Annotated in this window: 13 protein-coding genes and 2 pseudogenes; 11 read left to right on the top strand and 4 right to left on the bottom strand. The window is 69.0% G+C overall.

What is annotated here, in order from left to right:
- The coding region (locus tag MTQ10_RS13560; protein WP_441350998.1) for an NYN domain-containing protein at positions 1-484 on the top strand (484 nt) is incomplete at its 5' end.
- Positions 485-673: 189 nt separating this feature from the next.
- Here the strand turns inward: MTQ10_RS13560 and MTQ10_RS13565 are convergent.
- Entirely contained in the window at positions 674-2,203 is a 1,530-nt protein-coding gene (locus tag MTQ10_RS13565) for a helix-turn-helix domain-containing protein (RefSeq protein ID WP_247466776.1), read from the bottom strand.
- A 211-nt stretch (positions 2,204-2,414) separates the two neighbouring features.
- Here MTQ10_RS13565 and MTQ10_RS13570 point away from each other — a divergent pair, with 211 nt between their 5' ends.
- The 3 genes and pseudogenes from MTQ10_RS13570 to MTQ10_RS13580 all read left to right on the top strand — a co-directional run.
- Complete coding sequence (locus tag MTQ10_RS13570) at positions 2,415-3,074, top strand: hypothetical protein (protein ID WP_247466779.1); 660 nt, start codon at positions 2,415-2,417, stop codon at positions 3,072-3,074.
- A 364-nt stretch (positions 3,075-3,438) separates the two neighbouring features.
- Positions 3,439-6,156 carry an aconitate hydratase AcnA gene (gene acnA, locus MTQ10_RS13575; protein ID WP_308404565.1) on the top strand — a complete coding sequence of 906 codons (2,718 nt, stop codon included), beginning with the start codon at positions 3,439-3,441 and terminating at the stop codon, positions 6,154-6,156.
- 281 nt (positions 6,157-6,437) lie between these two features.
- Positions 6,438-6,680: pseudogene (locus tag MTQ10_RS13580) on the top strand (hypothetical protein); the annotation flags it as partial.
- 89 nt (positions 6,681-6,769) lie between these two features.
- On the opposite strand, the gene MTQ10_RS13585 reads toward MTQ10_RS13580, so the two are convergent.
- Both MTQ10_RS13585 and MTQ10_RS13590 read right to left on the bottom strand, forming a co-directional pair.
- Positions 6,770-7,294, bottom strand: coding sequence for a hypothetical protein (locus MTQ10_RS13585; RefSeq protein WP_247466785.1), 525 nt, complete (start codon positions 7,292-7,294; stop codon positions 6,770-6,772).
- Positions 7,295-7,409: 115 nt separating this feature from the next.
- Entirely contained in the window at positions 7,410-11,225 is a 3,816-nt protein-coding gene (locus tag MTQ10_RS13590; protein ID WP_374117604.1) for a GH92 family glycosyl hydrolase, read from the bottom strand.
- Positions 11,226-11,689: 464 nt separating this feature from the next.
- Between MTQ10_RS13590 and ngcE the strand changes: the two genes are divergently transcribed.
- The 7 genes from ngcE to MTQ10_RS13625 all read left to right on the top strand — a co-directional run bounded on the left by ngcE (position 11,690) and on the right by MTQ10_RS13625 (position 20,332).
- A complete protein-coding gene (ngcE, locus tag MTQ10_RS13595; protein ID WP_247466787.1) occupies positions 11,690-13,147 on the top strand; it encodes an N-acetylglucosamine/diacetylchitobiose ABC transporter substrate-binding protein in 1,458 nt (485 codons plus the stop codon).
- Positions 13,148-13,234: 87 nt separating this feature from the next.
- The gene (locus tag MTQ10_RS13600) at positions 13,235-14,164 is read left to right on the top strand and encodes a carbohydrate ABC transporter permease (RefSeq protein ID WP_247466790.1); all 930 of its coding nucleotides are present in this window, start codon (positions 13,235-13,237) and stop codon (positions 14,162-14,164) included.
- Between the two features lie 15 nt (positions 14,165-14,179).
- Positions 14,180-15,103: a carbohydrate ABC transporter permease gene (locus MTQ10_RS13605; RefSeq protein WP_247466793.1), complete on the top strand. Its 924-nt coding sequence runs from the start codon at positions 14,180-14,182 to the stop codon at positions 15,101-15,103.
- A 338-nt stretch (positions 15,104-15,441) separates the two neighbouring features.
- Positions 15,442-16,641, top strand: a complete 1,200-nt coding sequence (locus MTQ10_RS13610; protein ID WP_247466795.1) for an ROK family transcriptional regulator — start codon at positions 15,442-15,444, stop codon at positions 16,639-16,641.
- A gap of 122 nt (positions 16,642-16,763) precedes the next feature.
- Positions 16,764-17,864, top strand: coding sequence for a sugar ABC transporter substrate-binding protein (locus MTQ10_RS13615; RefSeq protein WP_374117605.1), 1,101 nt, complete (start codon positions 16,764-16,766; stop codon positions 17,862-17,864).
- A gap of 351 nt (positions 17,865-18,215) precedes the next feature.
- Positions 18,216-19,007, top strand: a complete 792-nt coding sequence (locus tag MTQ10_RS13620) for an ATP-binding cassette domain-containing protein (RefSeq protein WP_247466798.1) — start codon at positions 18,216-18,218, stop codon at positions 19,005-19,007.
- Complete coding sequence (locus MTQ10_RS13625; protein ID WP_247466800.1) at positions 19,004-20,332, top strand: sugar ABC transporter permease; 1,329 nt, start codon at positions 19,004-19,006, stop codon at positions 20,330-20,332. Before MTQ10_RS13620 ends, MTQ10_RS13625 begins: the two co-directional genes overlap by 4 nt.
- Positions 20,333-20,347: 15 nt before the next feature.
- Here the strand turns inward: MTQ10_RS13625 and MTQ10_RS31640 are convergent.
- Positions 20,348-20,455: pseudogene (locus tag MTQ10_RS31640) on the bottom strand (IS5/IS1182 family transposase); the annotation flags it as partial.

The following is a 20,455-nucleotide window of genomic DNA, read 5'->3' on the forward strand; positions in this document are numbered from 1 at the left end:
CCTGGAGTGCCGCGAAGCTCGGCTTGCCGCCGACACGGCACCCCTCGTCATCGACGGCTCCAACCTCGCCTGGAACGGCCGACCGCCGCGCGCGGCCGGCGGCAAGCCGAGCTTCGCGGCACTCCAGGCGGCCATCCGCTCCCTGCGGTTCAAGCATCCGCAACGGGACATCCACGTCGTCGTCGACGCCACCTTGCGCCACGACGTCCCGCCCGAGGAACGCCCGCTGGTGGAGGAGGCCATCGCCGACGGCACCGTCGTCCAGCCGCCCGCCGGCACTGAAGGACGCGGTGACGCCCTGGTCATCAGCATCGCCCACGAGGTGGGCGGCGTGATCGTCTCCAACGACAACTTCACCCCCTTCCAGCGCGCCAACCCCTGGCTGCGGGACCCCGGCCGGGTCATGGGCGCAACCCACTCCCAGGGCGTCTGGGTCTTCAACCGCCGCGTCCCCAACGCGGCCCCGCAGGCGCGCCGGGAGTGACCGGCGCCGGGGGCCGGCCGCGGGTTGCCGGGGGCGCGGCAGAAGCCGACCGGGAACCCGATCGGGCCAGGGGCCCGCACGTCACCGACGTCGAGCCCCCGGCCGTGGGCCGTCCGGACACCGCAGCCCCGGAGGCCCCCCTCGACCCGCCGATCCGCAGGCCGGACGGGGTGCGGCGGCATTCGCGTATCAGATGTCCCGGAAAATCTCGATCTGCGCGCCGATCGAGTTCAGGCGCTCGGCGAGATCCTCGTAACCGCGGTTGATGACGTACACGTTGCGGAGCACCGACGTGCCCTCCGCCGCCATCATCGCCAGCAGGACCACCACTGCGGGGCGCAGTGCCGGCGGGCACATCATCTCGGCGGCGCGCCAGCGCGTCGGGCCCTCGACGAGCACGCGGTGCGGGTCGAGGAGCTGGAGCCGGCCGCCGAGGCGGTTGAGGTCGGTCAGATAGATGGCGCGGTTGTCGTAGACCCAGTCGTGGATGAGGGTCTTGCCCTGCGCGGTCGCCGCGATCGCCGCGAAGAACGGCACGTTGTCGATGTTCAGGCCGGGGAACGGCATCGGGTGGATCTTGTCGATCGGCGCCTCCAGCTTGGAGGGGCGGACCGTCAGATCGACCAGGCGGGTACGGCCGTTGTCCGCGTAGTACTCGGCGGTACGGTCGTGGTCCAGGCCCATCTCCTCCAGGACGGCCAGCTCGATCTCCAGGAACTCGATCGGCACCCGGCGCACCGTCAGCTCGGACTCCGTCACCACGGCCGCCGCCAGCAGGCTCATCGCCTCCACCGGGTCCTCGGACGGCGAGTAGTCCACATCGACATCGATGTCCGGTACGCCGTGCACCGTGAGCGTGGTCGTGCCGATGCCCTCCACGCGGACGCCGAGGGCCTCCAGGAAGAAGCACAGGTCCTGGACCATGTAGTTGGAGGAGGCGTTGCGGATGACGGTGACGCCGTCGTGCCGGGCGGCGGCCAGCAGCGCGTTCTCCGTCACGGTGTCGCCGCGCTCGGTCAGCACGATCGGGCGGTCCGGGCGCACCGAACGGTCCACCACCGCGTGGTACTGACCCTCCGTCGCCGCGATGTCCAGCCCGAACCGGCGCAGCGCGATCATGTGCGGTTCGATCGTGCGCGTACCGAGGTCGCAGCCACCGGCGTACGGCAGCTTGAAGCGGTCCATGCGGTGCAGCAGCGGGCCGAAGAACATGATGATGGAGCGGGTGCGCACCGCCGCGTCCGCGTCGATCGCGCCCATGTCCAGCTCGGCCGGCGGCACGATCTCCAGGTCGACGCCGTCGTTGATCCAGCGGGTGCGCACGCCGATGGAGTTGAGGACCTCCAGCAGCCGGTAGACCTCTTCGATACGGGCCACGCGGCGCAGCACCGTACGGCCCTTGTTCAGCAGCGAGGCGCACAGCAGCGCCACACACGCGTTCTTGCTCGTCTTGACGTCGATGGCACCCGACAGCCGCCGTCCGCCGACGACCCGCAGGTGCATCGGGCCCGCATAGCCCAGAGAGACGATCTCACTGTCCAGGGCTTCACCGATTCGAGCGATCATCTCAAGGCTGATGTTTTGATTGCCGCGCTCGATGCGGTTGACGGCGCTCTGGCTGGTTCCGAGCGCCTCGGCAAGCTGAGCCTGCGTCCAGCCACGGTGCTGGCGGGCGTCGCGGATGAGCTTGCCGATGCGTACGAGGTAGTCGTCTGCCATGAGGCTGAGGTTATCTCAGATATGAGATGCCGCCTGTCGGGGGGGGCGTTCGGGTGAGGGCCGTGACGGCCCGTCAGCGGCACTGCACGGTACGGGTAACCGGGTGGGGCGAATAATGCAGGCAAATCAGGCGATGTCCTGATCTGTTAGGCCGAGTGGGTGGAACCCCGCCCCGCGCGTCTTCCTCTCACCTTCCGAAAGGGGGACACCCATGACCACTCAGATGCGGCGACTCGCCGTCGCCGCGGCCCTCCTCTGCTGCTGCGCACTGACCTCGTGCGGCACGGAGAGGGCGGACGGGCGCGCGGGCGCGGGGGACGGCGGCGGGGCGGTGACGGCCGCCTCACCGACGGCCCCGCGCCCGTCGGCCTCCGCGTCCGGCGCGTCCGGCGCGTCCTGCGACGTGTCGGCACCGGGAAGCGCCGACGAGACCTCCGAGGACGGCGCCGAGCTTCCCGACGCGACCTCCGAGGACAGTGCGGAACTGCCCGACACCACGTCGGAGGACGCCACCGACCTGCCCGACACCACCTCCGAGGGCCACGGTCCTACCCCCGTCGACACAGAGGAGGACGCCGACCTGTCCGACCGCTGGTACTCGATGACCGGCGATTTCACCACGTATCTCAAGTCGAGCCCCTCGAAGGCCGACGCCGCGCTCGCCGGCCGTGTGCGCAGCGCCAGTGTGTGCACGACCCAGGGCGGCGCCCGCATGCTTGCCCGTGTGCGGGTGGACCTCGACGTACGGGAGGACGAACCGCTGAACCGCACCGCCCGCGTCTTCGCCCGCTGGCGGCAGTCCCAGTACGGCGACCACGGCCACGTCGAGGTCCTGGCCCCGGACAGGATGAGCGCCGAGCTGGACTGGTAGCCGTCGTTCACCGGGGCGACACCCGTCGCCGTGGCCCGCGCGCCGTGACTCGCCATCGACGACGTCGTATGGCCGGCTTCGCCCGCCGCCCTCCTGCGGCCGTGCTCCACTGTCCCTGCGGGAGATCGGCGGGCGCGCTGCCCGGCGAGGTGTTTCACCGCAAGCGAGCACCCGCACCGGGTCGGGGCATGACCATCCGGCGCGCGTGTACTAGAGTTATCTCGACATCGAGATATCTGCCGAGGCGCACCGTGACCGCCATTCTGGTAAGGCAAGCCTAACTTAGCCGACCCTTACCGGAAGGCCAAGTAGGCGTGGCGGCACGATTCACGGTGGTACGCGCACATCAATGAAGGAGACTGTCGTGTCGGCGAACAGCTTCGACGCCCGCAGCACGCTGCAGGTGGGCGACGAGTCGTACGAGATCTTCCGGCTGGACAAGGTCGAGGGCTCCGCGCGCCTTCCCTACAGCCTGAAGGTGCTGCTGGAGAACCTCCTCCGCACCGAGGACGGCGCGAACATCACCGCCGACCACATCCGGGCGCTCGGGAACTGGGACTCCCAGGCCCAGCCGTCGCAGGAGATCCAGTTCACGCCGGCCCGCGTCATCATGCAGGACTTCACCGGTGTGCCCTGTGTCGTGGACCTCGCCACCATGCGTGAGGCCGTGAAGGAGCTGGGCGGCGACCCCTCCAAGATCAACCCGCTGGCCCCGGCCGAGCTGGTCATCGACCACTCCGTCATCGCCGACAAGTTCGGCACCAACGACGCGTTCAAGCAGAACGTGGAGCTGGAGTACGGCCGCAACAAGGAGCGCTACCAGTTCCTGCGCTGGGGCCAGACCGCCTTCGACGAGTTCAAGGTCGTCCCGCCCGGCACCGGCATCGTCCACCAGGTGAACATCGAGCACCTGGCCCGCACGGTCATGGTCCGAAACGGCCAGGCCTACCCCGACACCCTCGTCGGCACCGACTCGCACACCACCATGGTCAACGGCCTCGGCGTCCTCGGCTGGGGCGTCGGCGGCATCGAGGCCGAGGCCGCCATGCTCGGCCAGCCGGTCTCCATGCTGATCCCGCGCGTCGTCGGCTTCAAGCTCACCGGCGAGCTGCCCACCGGCACCACCGCCACCGACCTGGTGCTCACCATCACCGAGATGCTGCGCAAGCACGGCGTCGTGGGCAAGTTCGTCGAGTTCTACGGCGAGGGCGTCGCCGCCACCTCCCTCGCCAACCGCGCCACCATCGGCAACATGTCGCCGGAGTTCGGCTCCACCGCCGCGATCTTCCCGATCGACGACGAGACCCTGAACTACCTGCGCCTGACCGGCCGCTCCGAGCAGCAGGTCGCCCTCGTCGAGGCGTACGCCAAAGAGCAGGGCCTCTGGCTGGACCCGAAGGCCGAGCCCGACTTCTCCGAGAAGCTGGAGCTGGACCTCTCCACGGTCGTCCCGTCCATCGCCGGCCCGAAGCGCCCGCAGGACCGCATCGTCCTGGCCAACGCCGCCGAGCAGTTCAAGCAGGACGTCCTCAACTACGTCGACGTCGTCGACGAGGCGGGCAAGGAGTCCTTCCCGGCCTCCGACGCCCCGGCCGTCGCCCCGAACGGCGCCCCGTCCAACCCGGTCACCGTGACCGCCCCCGACGGCTCCACGTACGAGATCGACCACGGCGCGGTGACGGTCGCGGCCATCACCTCCTGCACCAACACCTCCAACCCGTACGTGATGGTCGCCGCCGCGCTCGTCGCGAAGAAGGCCGTCGAGAAGGGCCTCACCCGCAAGCCGTGGGTGAAGTCCACCCTCGCCCCCGGCTCCAAGGTCGTCACCGACTACTTCGACAAGGCCGGCCTCACTCCGTACCTGGACAAGCTCGGCTTCAACCTCGTCGGCTACGGCTGCACCACCTGCATCGGCAACTCCGGCCCGCTGCCGGAGGAGGTCTCCAAGGCGGTCAACGACCACGACCTCGCCGTCACCTCGGTCCTCTCCGGCAACCGGAACTTCGAGGGCCGTATCAACCCCGACGTCAAGATGAACTACCTGGCGTCCCCGCCGCTGGTCGTCGCCTACGCCATCGCCGGCTCCATGAAGGTGGACATCACCAAGGACGCCCTCGGCACCGACCAGGACGGCAACCCGGTCTACCTGAAGGACATCTGGCCCTCCGAGGCCGAGGTGAACGACGTCGTCGCCAACGCCATCGGCGAGGACATGTTCTCCAAGTCCTACAGCGACGTCTTCGCGGGCGACGCCCAGTGGCAGGCCCTCCCGGTCCCCACCGGCGACACCTTCGAGTGGGACCCCGAGTCCACCTACGTCCGCAAGCCCCCGTACTTCGAGGGCATGACCATGGACCCGGAGCCGGTCTCCGACATCACCGGCGCCCGCGTCCTCGCCAAGCTGGGCGACTCGGTCACCACCGACCACATCTCCCCGGCCGGTGCCATCAAGGCCGACACCCCCGCCGGCAAGTACCTCACCGAGCACGGTGTGGAGCGTCGTGACTTCAACTCCTACGGCTCCCGCCGAGGCAACCACGAGGTCATGATCCGCGGCACGTTCGCCAACATCCGCCTGCGCAACCAGATCGCGCCGGGCACCGAGGGCGGCTACACCCGCGACTTCACGCAGGACGGCGGGCCGGTCTCCTTCATCTACGACGCCTCGCAGAACTACCAGGCCGCCGGCATCCCGCTGGTCGTCCTGGCCGGCAAGGAGTACGGCTCCGGCTCGTCCCGCGACTGGGCCGCCAAGGGCACCGCGCTCCTCGGCGTCAAGGCCGTCATCGCCGAGAGCTACGAGCGCATCCACCGCTCCAACCTCATCGGCATGGGCGTCCTGCCGCTTCAGTTCCCCGAGGGCGCCTCGGCCGAGTCCCTCGGCCTGACCGGCGAGGAGACCTTCTCCATCACCGGCGTCACCGAGCTGAACAACGGCACCACGCCGCGCACGGTGAAGGTCACCACCGACACGGGCGTCGAGTTCGACGCGGTCGTCCGCATCGACACCCCCGGTGAGGCCGACTACTACCGCAACGGCGGCATCATGCAGTACGTGCTGCGCAGCCTGATCCGCAAGTAAGCGGTACGGCACGGCAGTTGAGGGCCGCATCCCCGGCGACGGGGGTGCGGCCCCTTCGCATTTTTTCGACGCCCCGAGCCCTGCCGCAGGCGTTCACAACGGGCCGCTCGGGCGCTAATCTCCGGATCAGGGGAGGTGGGAGCGCTCCCAGCGGTGGACCGGAACCTGCCGCGCGGGGCGCTTCCGCCTGCCCGCACACGGGCGGGCCTGTCCCGCGGCGGCGCACGGCGACATCCGGCGCTGTGCGGCGATGCGAGGCGACGTACGGCGCTGTACGGCGAACCGGCACCGCCGAACTCGCCTCCTCCGACTGGAGGCTCGGCGGCGGCAACGGCGAGGTCGCGTACGGCAACCGGATCGTCGCCCGCACCCCCTGCCGCAATGTGGCGGGCGCCGACCGGGACGAGGTCGTCACGTACGTCTTCGCCACCGCCCCCTTCACGGCACCCGACGGGAAACACGTCGCGAGCGTGACCCTGCCGCACGGCACCGACCTGCACGTCTTCACCCTCGCCACAGGCTGATCCGCCCCGGCACACGACTGTGCGACGCGGCGCGGACCCCGGCCAGGGTCCGCGCCGCACCCCGAACGCGTGGGCGCCCCACCGCCCGCTCAGGCCACCGCCGCCCCCGTGCCGCGCGCGGCGCCGATGAGGTCGCTCGGGCCGGCGTTGTCGTACACGGAGATGTCGACGAACGCGCCCTCGGGGATGTCGTAGTCCTTCACGGTCAGATCGACCACCTTGTCCGTGCCGGGCGGGGTCACGGTGCCGAGGCTGTGGTAGCTGCCGCCCGAGGAGTAGCCGATGGTCACATAGAAGCTGTCGCCGTCGTTGCGGGTGTCGTACACCCACAGCTTCTCGTCGTTCGGGTGGAACTCCACCTTGCCGACGAACGCGCCGCCGCTGAGCAGCTCCATCTTCACCGCGAGCGCGCCCGCGTCGTACGCGAAGTACGTGTTGTCGAACGGGTCGGTCAGGTTCCCGCCGCTGCACGGGCAGTTGTCGGTGTCGTAGTAGTACGTGTGCATCGTCGGGTTCGGGCTGTAGGCCTGCGCCGGTGCCGTCGCCCCGGCCAGCAGCGCCCCCGCCGCGGCCATCGCCGTGAGCAGGCCCGTGAACCGTCCGCTGACGCTCATGCCGTCGTCCCCCTCCGCATCGACGAGCCGCCCGGCGCGTGCCGGGCGGCAGTGGGGGCCATTGTGGTGCACGGGACGCCCGAGGGGTACGGGGCGTCCCGTGCCAGGGGTCGGTTCAGGCCAGCAACTCCACCTCCGTCAGGGTGTGTTCACCGTCCAGTACGAGGCGGTAGTGCCGGTAGGAGTCGGGCCGGGCCACCGTGAACGCGCGGGTCTGCCGGTCCCAGCGGAACGACTCGCCGGTCCGCCGGTCCAGGTCCCGCCACCGCGTGCCGTCGTCCGAGCCTTGCAGTACCCACCCGGTGGGCGCGTCGGTGTGATCGGCCGAGGTGAGGGTGTACTGCACGGCCCGCGCGCCCCCCGCCGGGACGGGCAGGTCGGCCGTGCTCACGGTGGCCTGCGTCGCGGAGGTGTCGTCGAACAGGGCGCCCGGCCCGGCGAGCACGTCGGCCCTCGGCCGCGGCACCCGGTCGTCCTGCGTGATGGACGGCGGCGCCGCGTGCTTCCCCGTGCCCCACGCCGACGGGCGCGGCCCCATGTCGAACTCCACCACCCCGCCCCGCGCGAGCAGCCGGTGGGGGAGCGAGGTCGATGTCCAGGGGCGCCCGTCGAACCGCACGCCCTGCACGTACACGTTCCGCGCGCTGTTCCTCGGCGCCTTGATCACCAGGTCGCGGCCGTTGTCCAGGTGCACGGTGGCCTGCCGGAACAGCGGGGAGCCGATCGCGTACTCGCCGCTGCCCAGCACCAGCGGGTAGAAGCCGAGCGCCGAGAACAGGAACCACGCCGACTGCTCGCCGTTGTCCTCGTCGCCGTGGTAGCCCTGCCCGATCTCGCTGCCCACATACAGCCGGGACAGCACCTCGCGGACCTTCTCCTGCGCCTTCCACGGTTCGCCGGCGGCGTCGTACATGTAGATGACGTGGTGGGCGACCTGGTTGGAGTGCCCGTACATGCCCATCCGCACGTCCCTCGCCTCCGTCATCTCGTGGATGACGCCGCCGTAGGAGCCGACCAGGTCGGGGGAGGCGGTCTCCGGGGTGGCGAAGTACGCGTCGAGCTTGTCGGCGAGCCCGCCCCGGCCGCCGTACAGGTTGGCGAGCCCGCGGGAGTCCTGCGGGGCGGTGAAGGCGTAACCCCAGCCGTTGGTCTCCGTGTAGTCGTGGCCCCACACGCGCGGGTCGTACTTCTCGGAGTCCACCCGCCACCTGCCCCGGTCGTCGCGGCCCTGGAAGAAACCGGCGCGCGCGTCGAAGAGGTTGACGTAGTCGCGGGCCCGGTCGAGGAAGTAGGCCGCCTCCTCCCGGTAGCGCTGCTCTCCGGTCTCGCGGTACAACTTCTGGCCCATTCGCGCGATGCCGTAGTCGTTGACGAAGCCCTCCAGCGCCCAGGACAGTCCCTCACGGGTGGCGGTGCTGGTGTAGCCGAGGAACGGGGAGGTCTCCATGCCCTTGCGGCCCACGCCCGGCGACGGCGGCACCACGGTGGCGTTCTTCACGGCCGCGTCGTACGCCGCCTTCGCGTCGAAGCGGACGCCCTTGACGTAGGCGTCGGCGAACGCCACGTCGGAGGAGGTGCCGGTCATCAGGTCGGCGTAGCCGGGGGAGGACCAGCGGGAGGTCCAGCCGCCGTCCTTGTACTGCTGCACGAACCCGTCGACCAGGTCGCCCGCCCGGCCCGGCGTGAGGAACGAGTACGCCGGCCAGGTGGTGCGGTATGTGTCCCAGAAGCCGTTGTTGACGTACACGCGGCCGTCGACGATCTTCGCGCCGGTGCGCGTCGGCGTGTCCTGCGACGGCATCGGCGAGAACGGCGAGGCGTACCGGTCCTTGCCGCCGACCCGTTCGAAACCGGAGTTCGGGTACAGATAGAGCCGGTAGAGGCTGGAGTAGAGCGTGGTCAGCTGCTCGGGTGTGGCGCCCTCGACCTCGACCCGCCCCAGCAGGTCGTCCCACGCGGCGCGGGCCCGGTCGCGGACCGTGGCGAAGGAGGTGCCGTCGGGGATCTCCTGCCGCAGATTGTCCTTCGCCTGGTCGATGCCGATCAGCGAGGTCGCGAGCCGCAGCGTCACCGTGCGGCCGGGGCCCGCGTCGAACCGCAGATGCCCGCGGTGGCCGCTCGCCGCGCCGCCGGTGACGGGCCGGTCGAACACGCCGTACACGAACAGCCGTGTCGCCCCGGTGGACAGCCCGGACTGCACGTCGGAGAAGGCGGCGAACGACCCGTGCTCCCGGTCGAGGGTGAGGCCGGCCTGCTCGGTGACGTTGTCGAAGAGGACGCTCGCGTCGTCGCCGGGGAAGGTGAAGCGCAGCGCGGCCGCGTGGTCGGTCGGCGAGATCTCCGCCTTCAGGCCGTTCTCGAACCGCACGCCGTAGTAGTAGGGGCGGGCGGTCTCGTTCTCGTGCCGGAACGGCAGCTTGCGCGCCTCCCGGCCGAGGTCCGGGGTGCCGGGGGCGGTGGACGGCATCACCTGGAAGGTCTGCCGGTCGCCCATCCAGGGGCTCGGCTCATGACTGGCGCTGAACGCCTGGATCGTGGGCAGATTGTCCGCGTTGTTCGCGCGGGCGTAGTCGTACAGCCAGGACAGCGAGCCCGCGTCGGTCACCGGCGTCCAGAAGTTGAAGCCGTGCGGGACGGCCGTCGCCGGGAAGGTGTTGCCGCGGGAGAAGCCGCCGCTGGAGTTGGTGCCACGGGTCGTCAGCGCATAGTCCGAAAGGTGCGCTTTGGGGCGTTCCGGGGGTACGGGCCGGATGCTGATGTCGTCGATCCAGCCGCGGAAGTTCGCCGGGCCCTTCGGGGAGTCGTACGCCACCAGGACGCGGTCGACGGTCCGGCCCGCCGCGACCTCGCCGATCCGCGAGGTGACGTCGTTCCACTGGTTGACGTACAGCACCTTGGACGCGCCCTGCCCGCGCGGTGTCAGCGGGAAGCCGTGCTGGTCGCGGGCGCCCAGCTCGCTGAGCCGGGTGCCGTCGGTGAAGACCAGGTCGACGGCGACGTTCGTGGCGTCGTAGTCCAGGTCGCCGTTGGCCATCGCCGGGTGGACGCGGTAGGCCAGCCGGGTGTCCCGGCCGACCTTCACGTTCACGTCGAAGACCTTGTTGTACGACCATGCGGCGCCGGACGCGGTGTGCCGGCCGGCGTAGCGCAGGGCCCTCTTTCCGGTGAACCCGGCGCGGGACTTGGCCGTGGGTGAACCGCCGGGGCCGCTGTCGACCAGCGTCAGCATGTCCGGCGGGACGGGGCCCTGGCCGGCGCCGGTGGAGAACTGTACGTCGGCGAGCTGGAGGATGCCGGTGGCGCCGTTGTTCCGGGTGATCTCCAGGCGGAAGCGGCGGTATGTGCCCACGGTGTCGGCGGGCAGCGTGTACGTCTTCGTCTGGAACCGCTCGCTGAACGATTCCCCCGAACGGGTGTCCAGCGTCTTCCAGTTCGTGCCGTCCGCCGAGCCCTTCAGCGTCCAGTCCCTCGGGTCGCGTTCGGCGTGGTCGTCGGCCGAGGTGAGGGCGTACGCGGTGATGTTCTGCGGGGCGTCCAGGTCGAACTCGGCCCACCCGGTGGGCGTGAACGTCAGCCATTTGGTGCCGGGCTCGCCGTCGGTGAGGTTCTCCTTCACCTCACCGGCGCCGGTGTTCTCCGCGTTGGCGCGGACGTCCGTCACATGGTCGGTGACATTGCCCGGAATGCCTGAGCTGTACCCGCCGTCCACGCCCGAGGCGCGCTTGCCGCCGCCCGGCGCGGTGTCCACCGTGCTCACCCAGTCCGGCGCCGGCTCGCCCGCCTCGAACGACGAGGCGAAGGACGCCGCCGGGGCCGCGGACGGCGGTCCGGAGGGCAGCGCCACCGCCGTCCCCTGAGCGCCCGCCGCCATGACGAGGACGGCCGTGAAAGCGACCGTCCTGCCGTGTCTGTGCCGTGCTCCGTCGTGCATCGAGGCACCCCTCCCGCCCGCTGGACAACGTTGTCACTTCCTGCGCAGGGACCAGTAGTGGGCCAAGTGCTCAGTGATGTCAAGGGTGTTGGGTGTGGCATTCGGGCACTCTGGCGCGGATTTTTCCTTCGCCGGGCACACAGTCCGCTCATATTTCCGCGAGGTCTCAACTCGGAAAAGACCGACGGCCAACTTTGCATTCGATCTTGCTCAGCTGGCGGGAAGTGGACTATACCTGTCGGCACTTCGAAAGAACCGACCGAACCGAACTTCCGGCGCGACCTGCGCCACCGGCTCCACGATCCGCTGTACCACGTCGTGCACGATCTTCCTGTACGGCCACGGCAACACCACAGCACCACCGTTCGCACAACCCTGCTTGCACCACTCTGCTCGACCTGACCGCGGTGCCGGGAAGGATCCGGTTCACCGCCTGAGTCCTGTGAGAAGGCGAGGACTTGAGCATGGGATCCACTTCCGAAGAGAACCTCGGTTCGAACCGCACCCCCGAGGGTGTCGGCCGCCGCGCATTGATCAAACGGTCCGCCGCGCTCGGCCTGGCCTCCCTGCCGGCCATGGGCCTGCTCTCCGCGTGTGCCAGCGGCGGCGGCGACGATTCCGGCAACGAGAACACCAAGGGCAAGGCCACCAAGGACAACCCCTTCGGCGCACAGAAGGGCAGCAAGCTCGACGTCGTCATCTTCAAGGGCGGATACGGCGACGACTACGCCAAAGCATGGGAAGCCGACTTCCAGAAGAAACTCGGCATCGGCTCCACCCACACGGGCACCCAGGAGATCACCGGAAAGCTCCAGCCGCGCTTCAACGCCGGAAACCCGCCGGACATCGTCGACGACTCCGGCGCCCAGAAGATCAAGATCGACGTCCTCTACAAGAACGGCCAGCTCCTCGACCTCGCCGAAGTCCTCGACGCGCCCTCCGTCGACGACCCCTCCAAGAAGGTCCGCGACACCCTCATCCCCGGCACCCTCGACCCGGGCCTCCAGGAGGGCAAGATCGTCGCCCTCAACTACATCTACACCGTCTGGGGCCTGTGGTACTCCGGCAAGCTCTTCAAGGAGAAGGGCTGGCAGGAGCCCAAGACCTGGGACGACTTCCTCGCCGTCTGCAAGGACGCCAAGGACCAGGGCATCGGCGGCCTCGCCCACCAGGGCAAGTACCCGTACTACATCAACGTCGCCATCATGGACCTGATCGCCAAGAAGGGCGGCCTGGACGCCATGAAGGCGATCGACAACCTCGACCCCAAGGCGTTCGTCGGCTCCGACGCCGCCCAGGAGGCCGTCGAGGCGATCTACGAGGTCGTCGAGAAGGGCTACCTCATGCCCGGCACCAACGGCCTCACCCACACCGAGTCCCAGACCCGCTGGAACCAGTACAAGGCCGCCTTCATCACCTGCGGCTCCTGGCTGGAGAACGAGCAGCTCAAGCAGACCCCCGCCGACTTCGACATGAAGTTCATGCCGATGCCCAACCTGCCCGGCAGCGCCCTGCCCTACGAGGCGATCCGCGCCGGCTCCGGCGAGCCCTTCATCATCCCCGCGAAGGCCAGGAACCTCCCCGCCGCCAAGGAGTTCATGCGCCGCATGCTCTCCCGCGAGTGGTCCACGATGTTCGCCAAGGAAGCCAACTCGCTCACCATCCTCAAGGACGGCGTCGACCCCAGCGTGCAGCTGCGGCCCGGCACCCAGTCCACCGTCGAGGTGTCCAAGAAGGCCGGCGACAACACCTTCCGCTACCTGTACACCGAGTGGTACGGCGAGATGGACACCGAGATCCAGAACGCCTCCAACGAGCTGATGGCCAAGCGCATCCAGCCCAAGGAATGGCTGAAGCGCGCCCAGGCCGCCGTCGACAAGGCCGCCAAGGACCCGGCGTCCAAGAAGAACCACCGCGACTGAATCCGCGACAGCGATGGCCGCGCCCCCCTCACCACCGGCGGGAGGGGAGCGCGGCCACCGACCGGAAAAAGCAGGGGCAGGAACGCCATGCGCAAAGGGCAGTACCGGTTCGTCGCGGGATTTCTCCTCGTACCCGTGGCGCTCTATCTGATCTTCGTCATCTGGCCGTACATCCAGACGTTCGGCTATTCGCTGACGGACTGGAAGGGCCAGTCGCAGACCTTCGACTTCGTCGGCCTGGACAACTACAAGGCGCTGTTCCAGGACGACATCTTCACCGACGCCATCTGGCACAACATCCTGTTCCTGGTGTTCATCCCGGTGATCACCATTCTGCTCGCCCTGTTCTTCGCGTTCATGCTGAACGTGGGCGGGCGCAGCAAAGCCGGCGGGGTGCGGGGCGTGGCCGGATCGGGCTTCTACAAAATCGTCTTCTTCTTCCCGCAGGTGCTCTCGCTCGCCATCCTCGCGGTGCTCTTCGGCGCCGTGTACCGCAGCGACACCGGCGGCATGCTCAACGGCTTCCTGCTGAAACTCGGCATCGTCGACGCCGACCATCCGGTGGAATGGCTGAACGAGCCGGACTTCGTGCTGTGGGCGCTCATCGCGGTCGTCGTCTGGCACGGCGTCGGTTTCTATCTCGTGCTGTTCTCCGCCGCCATGCAGTCCGTTCCCAGAGACATCTACGAGGCCGCGCTCATCGACGGAGCCGGCCGCGCCCAGTCCTTCTTCCGCATCACCCTGCCCCTGCTGTGGGACACCGTGCAGACCGCCTGGGTCTATCTGGGCATCGCCGCGATGGACATGTTCATCCTGGTCTCCACCATGACCTCCGGTGAGTTCGGCGGCGGGCCCGACCACCACAGCGAGGTCATGGCGACGGTGATGATGCGCAACTTCCTCTACTACGGCAAGAGCGGCTACGCCTGCGCCATGGGCGTCGTCATGCTCCTGCTCACCCTGATCCTGTCCGTGGTCATGCTGCGCGCCACCCGCCGCGATCGCATCGAGTTCTGAGCGGGAGAGACGACGATGAGTGCACTCACCAAGGAGACATCCCCCGCGCCGGCCCCCCGGCCCGTGGACAAGGAACCCGTCCGCGCCGGCGAACACCGGGGCGAGGGCGTCGTCCTGAACGTCTTCAGCCACGGCTTCCTCGCGGTGTGGGCCCTGCTGATCGTGCTGCCGCTGCTGTGGCTGGTGCTCAGCTCCTTCAAGACCGACGCGCAGATCGGCGGCTCGGCCTTCGGCTGGCCCGAGCACTGGTCCCTCGACGTCTTCTCCCGCGCCTGGGACAAGGGCATCGGCGACTACTTCCTGAACACGGTCATCGTGCTGGTGTTCTCCGTGCCGCTGACGATGCTGTTCGGTTCCATGGCCGCGTACGTGCTGGCCCGCTACCGCTTCTGGGGCAACCGGCTGCTGTACTACTTCTTCGTCGCCGGCGCGATGTTCCCGGTGTTCCTCGCCCTGGTCCCGCTGTTCTTCATGGTGAAGCGGCTGGACATGCTCAACACCTACCAGGGCCTCATCCTGGTGTACGTCGCCTACTCGATGCCGTTCACCGTCTTCTTCATGCACGCCTTCTTCCGCACCCTGCCCACGGCGGTCTTCGAGGCGGCCATCCTGGACGGCGCCTCGCACACCCGGACCTTCTTCCAGGTCATGCTGCCCATGGCCAAGCCCGGCCTGATCAGCGTGGGCATCTTCAACACGCTGGGCCAGTGGAACCAGTTCATCCTGCCGACCGTGCTGATGCAGCCGCAGAGCGGCGACGACCCCGAGCGGTACGTGCTCACCCAGGGCCTGATCCAGCTCCGCCAGCAGCAGGGCTACGCCACCGACCTGCCGGTCCTGTTCGCCGGCGTCACCCTCGCCATGATCCCCATGCTGGTGGTGTACCTGTCCTTCCAGAAGCAGGTCCAGGCGGGCCTGACCTCCGCGACGCTGAAATGACCCGCCCCGGCGCCCGGCTCTGCCCGAGCGCCCCGGCTCCGCCGCGCGCCGCCCCCTTCCGCCGGGGGCGGCGCGCGGTCGTATACAACGCGGACACCGTCCGTGAGCTGCGCCGGAGGCCTCCCCGGGGGCCGCGGAGGGTGCGATTCCGGTCAGCTCTCCGCAGCCGTCCGTAAGCGGGCTGTGCCGGGCGCGGGGGTGTCGTGTGCCGATGTGTGCACAACCGCGGAAACAGTTCAACCTCTTGACGGGCGGTGCCCCGAACGGCTCAGCTTAGAGTTCACTAGTTGGACATGGACGGGGCCTCATCGAAGCGGCCCCGCGCGCAGGAGGTCGTCGTGGAGACTCCGGGGTCGCAGTCGTCGCTGCACCGAGCCAACCTGGAGCGGGTCGTACGCGCCGTGCGGCTGGCGGGTTCCCTCACCCAGGCGGAGATCGCCAGGACCACCGGCCTGTCGGCGGCCACCGTCTCCAATATCGTGCGGGAGCTGAAAGAAGGCGGAACCGTCGAGGTCACGCCCACATCGGCGGGTGGCCGCCGGGCCCGCAGCGTGTCGTTGAGCGGGGACGCCGGCATCGTCATCGGAGTCGATTTCGGCCATACGCATCTGCGGGTGGCGATCGGCAACCTGGCCCATCAGGTGCTCGCCGAGGAGTCCGAGCCGCTGGACGTCGACGCGTCCGCGCGAGAGGGCTTCGACCGGGCCGAAGGGCTGGTCAGTCGCCTGATCGCAGCAACGGGCGTCGATCGGTCCAAGATCGCCGGTGTGGGGCTCGGTGTGCCCGGCCCGATCGACGTGGAGTCCGGCACGCTGGGCTCCACCGCGATCCTGCCCGGATGGGGCGGCACCAGACCCGCCCAGGAGCTAAGAGACCGGCTCGGCGTGCCCGTCCACGTGGACAACGACGCCAACCTGGGCGCCCTCGGCGAGATGGTCTGGGGCAGCGGCCGGGGCGTACGTGATCTTGCCTACATCAAGGTCGCCAGCGGTGTCGGCGCCGGCCTGGTGATCGACGGGAAGATCTATCGCGGGCCCGGCGGAACCGCAGGAGAAATCGGACATATTACTCTTGATGAATCCGGTCCGGTCTGCCGCTGCGGCAACCGCGGCTGCCTGGAGACCTTCACGGCCGCTCGCTATGTGCTGCCGCTCCTCCAGCCCAGCCACGGCACCGATCTGACGATGGACGGCGTCGTACGGCTGGCCAAGGACGGGGACCCGGGCTGCCGTCGGGTGATCGCCGACGTCGGCCGCCACATCGGCAGTGGAGTCGCCAACCTGTGCAACCTGCTGAACCCGAGCCGTGTGGTCCTCGGTGGTGATCTCGCCGAGGCCGGAGAGCTGGTGCTCGGGCCCATTCGTGAGTCCGTCGGCCGCTACGCGATCCCCAGCGCGGCGCGTCAACTGTCCGTTCTCCCGGGGGCCCTCGGGGGTCGTGCGGAGGTGCTCGGAGCACTCGCTCTCGCGCTCAGCGAGATGGGTGATTCGACGCTTTTGGACGGCTCTCTCCCGGCGACGGCACCCGCCTTCACTTAGAGAACGCATGACGCCGTTGCCATCTCGTTAAGTATTTACTTCTTGACGTCGCACGTGTGGCCGAGTTGACTTCCAGCCACCTCGGCCGCAGCGTTGCGGCCCTGTCAGGGAGGCACAACCCAATGAACGCAACGATGCGTAGAGTCGTGATCGGCGCGACCGCCGTCTCCATGGCCCTTTCGATTGCCGCCTGCGGCAAGGCGGGCGACGACGACAACGACTCCGGCAGCGGCAGCTCCGGCGGCAGCAAGTCCATCGGCCTGCTGCTCCCCGACAGCGTCACGGCCCGCTACGAGAAGTTCGACAAGCCGTACTTCGAGGCGAAGGTCAAGGAGCTCTGCTCCGACTGCAACGTCGAGTACGCCAACGCCGCGGCCGACGCCAACAAGCAGGCCCAGCAGGTCAGCACCATGGTCACCAAGGGCGTCAAGGTCATCGTGATCTCCGCCCAGGACTCCGCGGCCATCAAGTCCTCGATCAAGGCCGCGGTCGACAAGGGCGTCAAGGTCGTCGCGTACGACCGTCTCGCCCAGGGCCCCGTCTCGGCGTACGTGTCCTTCGACAACGAGAAGGTCGGCGAGCTGCAGGGCCAGGCCCTGCTGGACGCCATGGGCTCCAAGGCCAGCCCCTCGGCGAACGTCGTCATGATCAACGGTGACGACGCCGACCCGAACGCCGCCCAGTTCAAGGCCGGCGCCCACAAGGCGCTGGACGGCAAGGTCAAGATCGCTTACGAGCAGTCCGGCCTGTGGAAGGACACCGTCGCCGCCGAGAAGATGTCGGCCGCGATCACCCAGCTGGGTGCCAAGAACATCGCCGGTGTCTACTCCGCCAACGACGGCATGGCCGGTGGTATCGCCAACACCCTCAAGGGCGCCGGCATCAGCAACATCCCGCTGACCGGCCAGGACGCCGAGCTCGCCGCCATCCAGCGGATCGTCGCCGGCACCCAGTCCGCCACCGTCTACAAGGCGTACAAGCCGGAGGCCGACACCGCCGCCGAGCTGGCCGTCGCCCTCCTGGACGGCAAGGACGTCAAGTCCCTCGCCACCACCGAGGTCACCAGCGGCTCCGGCGACAAGGTGCCCGCCAAGCTGCTGACGCCGGTGTCGGTCACCAAGGCCAACATCAAGGACACGGTCGTCAAGGACGGGCTGTACACCGTCGACCAGATCTGCACCGCGCAGTACGCCGCCGCCTGCAAGGCCGCCGGCCTCCAGTAAGGCCCCCGGCCCCCAACGGCGGCCAGGCCCACCGCACGGCCCGAGGCTCTGAGACAAGGCCCCGGGCCACGCGGCCGGCCTCCGGCCCCGGTACGGCACACCACGCCGGCCGGCGGTCCCCGTGACCGTCGGCACGGCCCCGCGAGACCCCTCCGGCGCCCGCCCCGCCCAAAGACCCCGCTGCGGGGCGGGCGCCGGATGGAGACCGTTGCCAAGCGCGACGGAATCGCGCATGTTCATCTTGTAAACCGCGTGCGTCATCGCCGCCGCCCCTGCGCGGCCGGCGCGTCCCGCACATCCCTCCGCGCAGATCTCACGCGCGGCATCCCCGCCGGTCAGGCGGCGAAGGAGATGGTTCACGTGTCCGCTACGCCCGTGCTGGCGTTGCGCGGAGTCTCCAAGCGATTCGGTGCGGTCCAGGCACTCACCGACGTCGATCTGGAGGTCCACGCCGGAGAAGTGGTCGCCCTCGTCGGCGACAACGGCGCAGGAAAGTCGACCCTGGTCAAGACGATCGCCGGTGTCCACCCCATCGATGACGGTGTCATCGAGTGGGAGGGCAAGCCGGTCACGATCACCAAGCCGCACGACGCCCAGGGACTCGGTGTCGCCACGGTCTACCAGGACCTCGCTCTCTGCAACAATCTCGATGTCGTCGGCAACCTCTACCTCGGGCGTGAGCTGCTTCACCGCGGCGTCATCGACGAGGTGACGATGGAGAAGAAGGCACGCGAGCTGCTGTCCACGCTCTCCATCCGCATCCCCAGCGTGCGCATCCCGATCGCGAGCCTCTCCGGCGGTCAGCGCCAGGTCGTCGCCATCGCGCGCGCCCTGATCGGCGAGCCGAAGCTCGTCATCCTCGACGAGCCGACCGCCGCCCTCGGTGTCGAGCAGACCGCCCAGGTCCTCGACCTCGTCGAGCGGCTGCGCGAGCGCGGCCTCGCGGTCATCCTCATCAGCCACAACATGGCCGACGTCAAGGCGGTCGCGGACACCGTGGCCGTCCTGCGTCTGGGCAAGAACAACGGCTCCTTCCCCGTGAAGGACACCACCCACGAAGAGATCATCGCCGCGATCACGGGTGCCACGGACAACGCCGTGACCCGTCGCGCGGGACGTCGCAGCGCGGAGGCGGCAAAGTGAGCGACACGTCCAAGACCGTGAAGAGCGACTCCGGCCCGGAGAAGGCCGCCGGCACGACGACCACCCCGGCCGAGGACCCCACGGCCGCCGGTGTCCTCGTCACCGACCCGCGCCTGCTGGTCCGCGAAGAGGGCCTCAAAGGCTACGTCACCGAGTTCAAGCGCAAGGTGAAGGGCGGCGAGCTGGGCTCCCTCCCGGTCGTCGTCGGCCTGATCATCATCTGGGCGATCTTCCAGTTCAAGAACGACCGCTTCCTCAGCGCCGACAACCTCTCCGACATCACCTTCTTCATGTCGGCGACCGGCATGCTGGCGATCGGCCTGGTCTTCGTCCTGCTGCTCGGCGAGATCGACCTGTCCGTCGGCTCCGTCAGCGGCCTGTCCTCCACCCTGTTCGCCGTATGGGTGGTCGAACACGGCCTGAACCCGTGGCTGGCCCTGGTCCTCGCCGTCATCAGCGGTGTCCTCGTCGGCGCCCTGCACGGCTGGTTCTTCGCCAAGATCGGCGTCCCCGCGTTCGTCGTCACCCTTGCCGGCTTCCTCGGCTGGAACGGCCTCATGCTGTGGCTGCTGGGCTCCAGCGGCACCATCAACATCCCCTCCGACGAGGGCCCCGTGAAGCTGCTCGGCCAGAGCTCCTTCTTCATGGACCAGGCCATCATCGGCGCCTACCTGCTGGCCGGCCTCGGTGTCCTGCTCTCCCTCATCGGCAACTTCGGCGAGCAGCGCCGCCGCAAGGCCGCGGGCGTCCCCTACCGGCCCACCGGTGAGATCCTCGTCCGCGTCGGCCTGCTGGCGCTGGCGGCCTTCGTCGCCGCCGCCGTGCTGAACAACGCGCAGGGCGTCTCCAACGCCCTGGTGATCTTCCTCGCCGCGCTGGTGATCACGGACTTCGTGCTCCGCCGTACCACCTACGGCCGCAAGGTCTTCGCGGTCGGCGGCGGCATCGAGGCCGCCCGCCGTGCCGGTATCAGCGTGCCCTTCGTACGGATCAGCGTCTTCGCGATCTCCGGCGGCTTCGCCGCCATCGGCGGTATGTTCTTCGCCGGCCAGACCGCGTCCGCGACGCTGAGCGCCGGTGGCGGCAACACCCTGATGCTGGCGATCGCCGCCGCCGTCATCGGCGGTACGAGCCTCTTCGGTGGCCGTGGCTCCGTGTGGTCCGCCCTCCTCGGCATGCTGGTGATCCAGTCGATCACCACCGGCCTGAACCTGCTGAACATGAACACCTCGATCCAGTACATGATCACCGGTGGTGTGCTGCTGGGTGCCGTCGTCATCGACTCGGTCTCCCGCCGCAGCCAGAAGGCCGCGGGCCGCGCCTAGGCAGTTTCGTTTGGATCACCGGGCGGACCAGAGGAAGATGCCTGCGATGTGGAGTCCGGCCAGGTAGATGGTGGCGGTCTTCTCGTAGCGGGTGGCGATGCCTCGCCATTGCTTGAGGCGGTT

This window comes from Streptomyces sp. XM83C (assembly GCF_023072675.1).
Lineage (GTDB): Bacteria > Actinomycetota > Actinomycetes > Streptomycetales > Streptomycetaceae > Streptomyces > Streptomyces thermocoprophilus.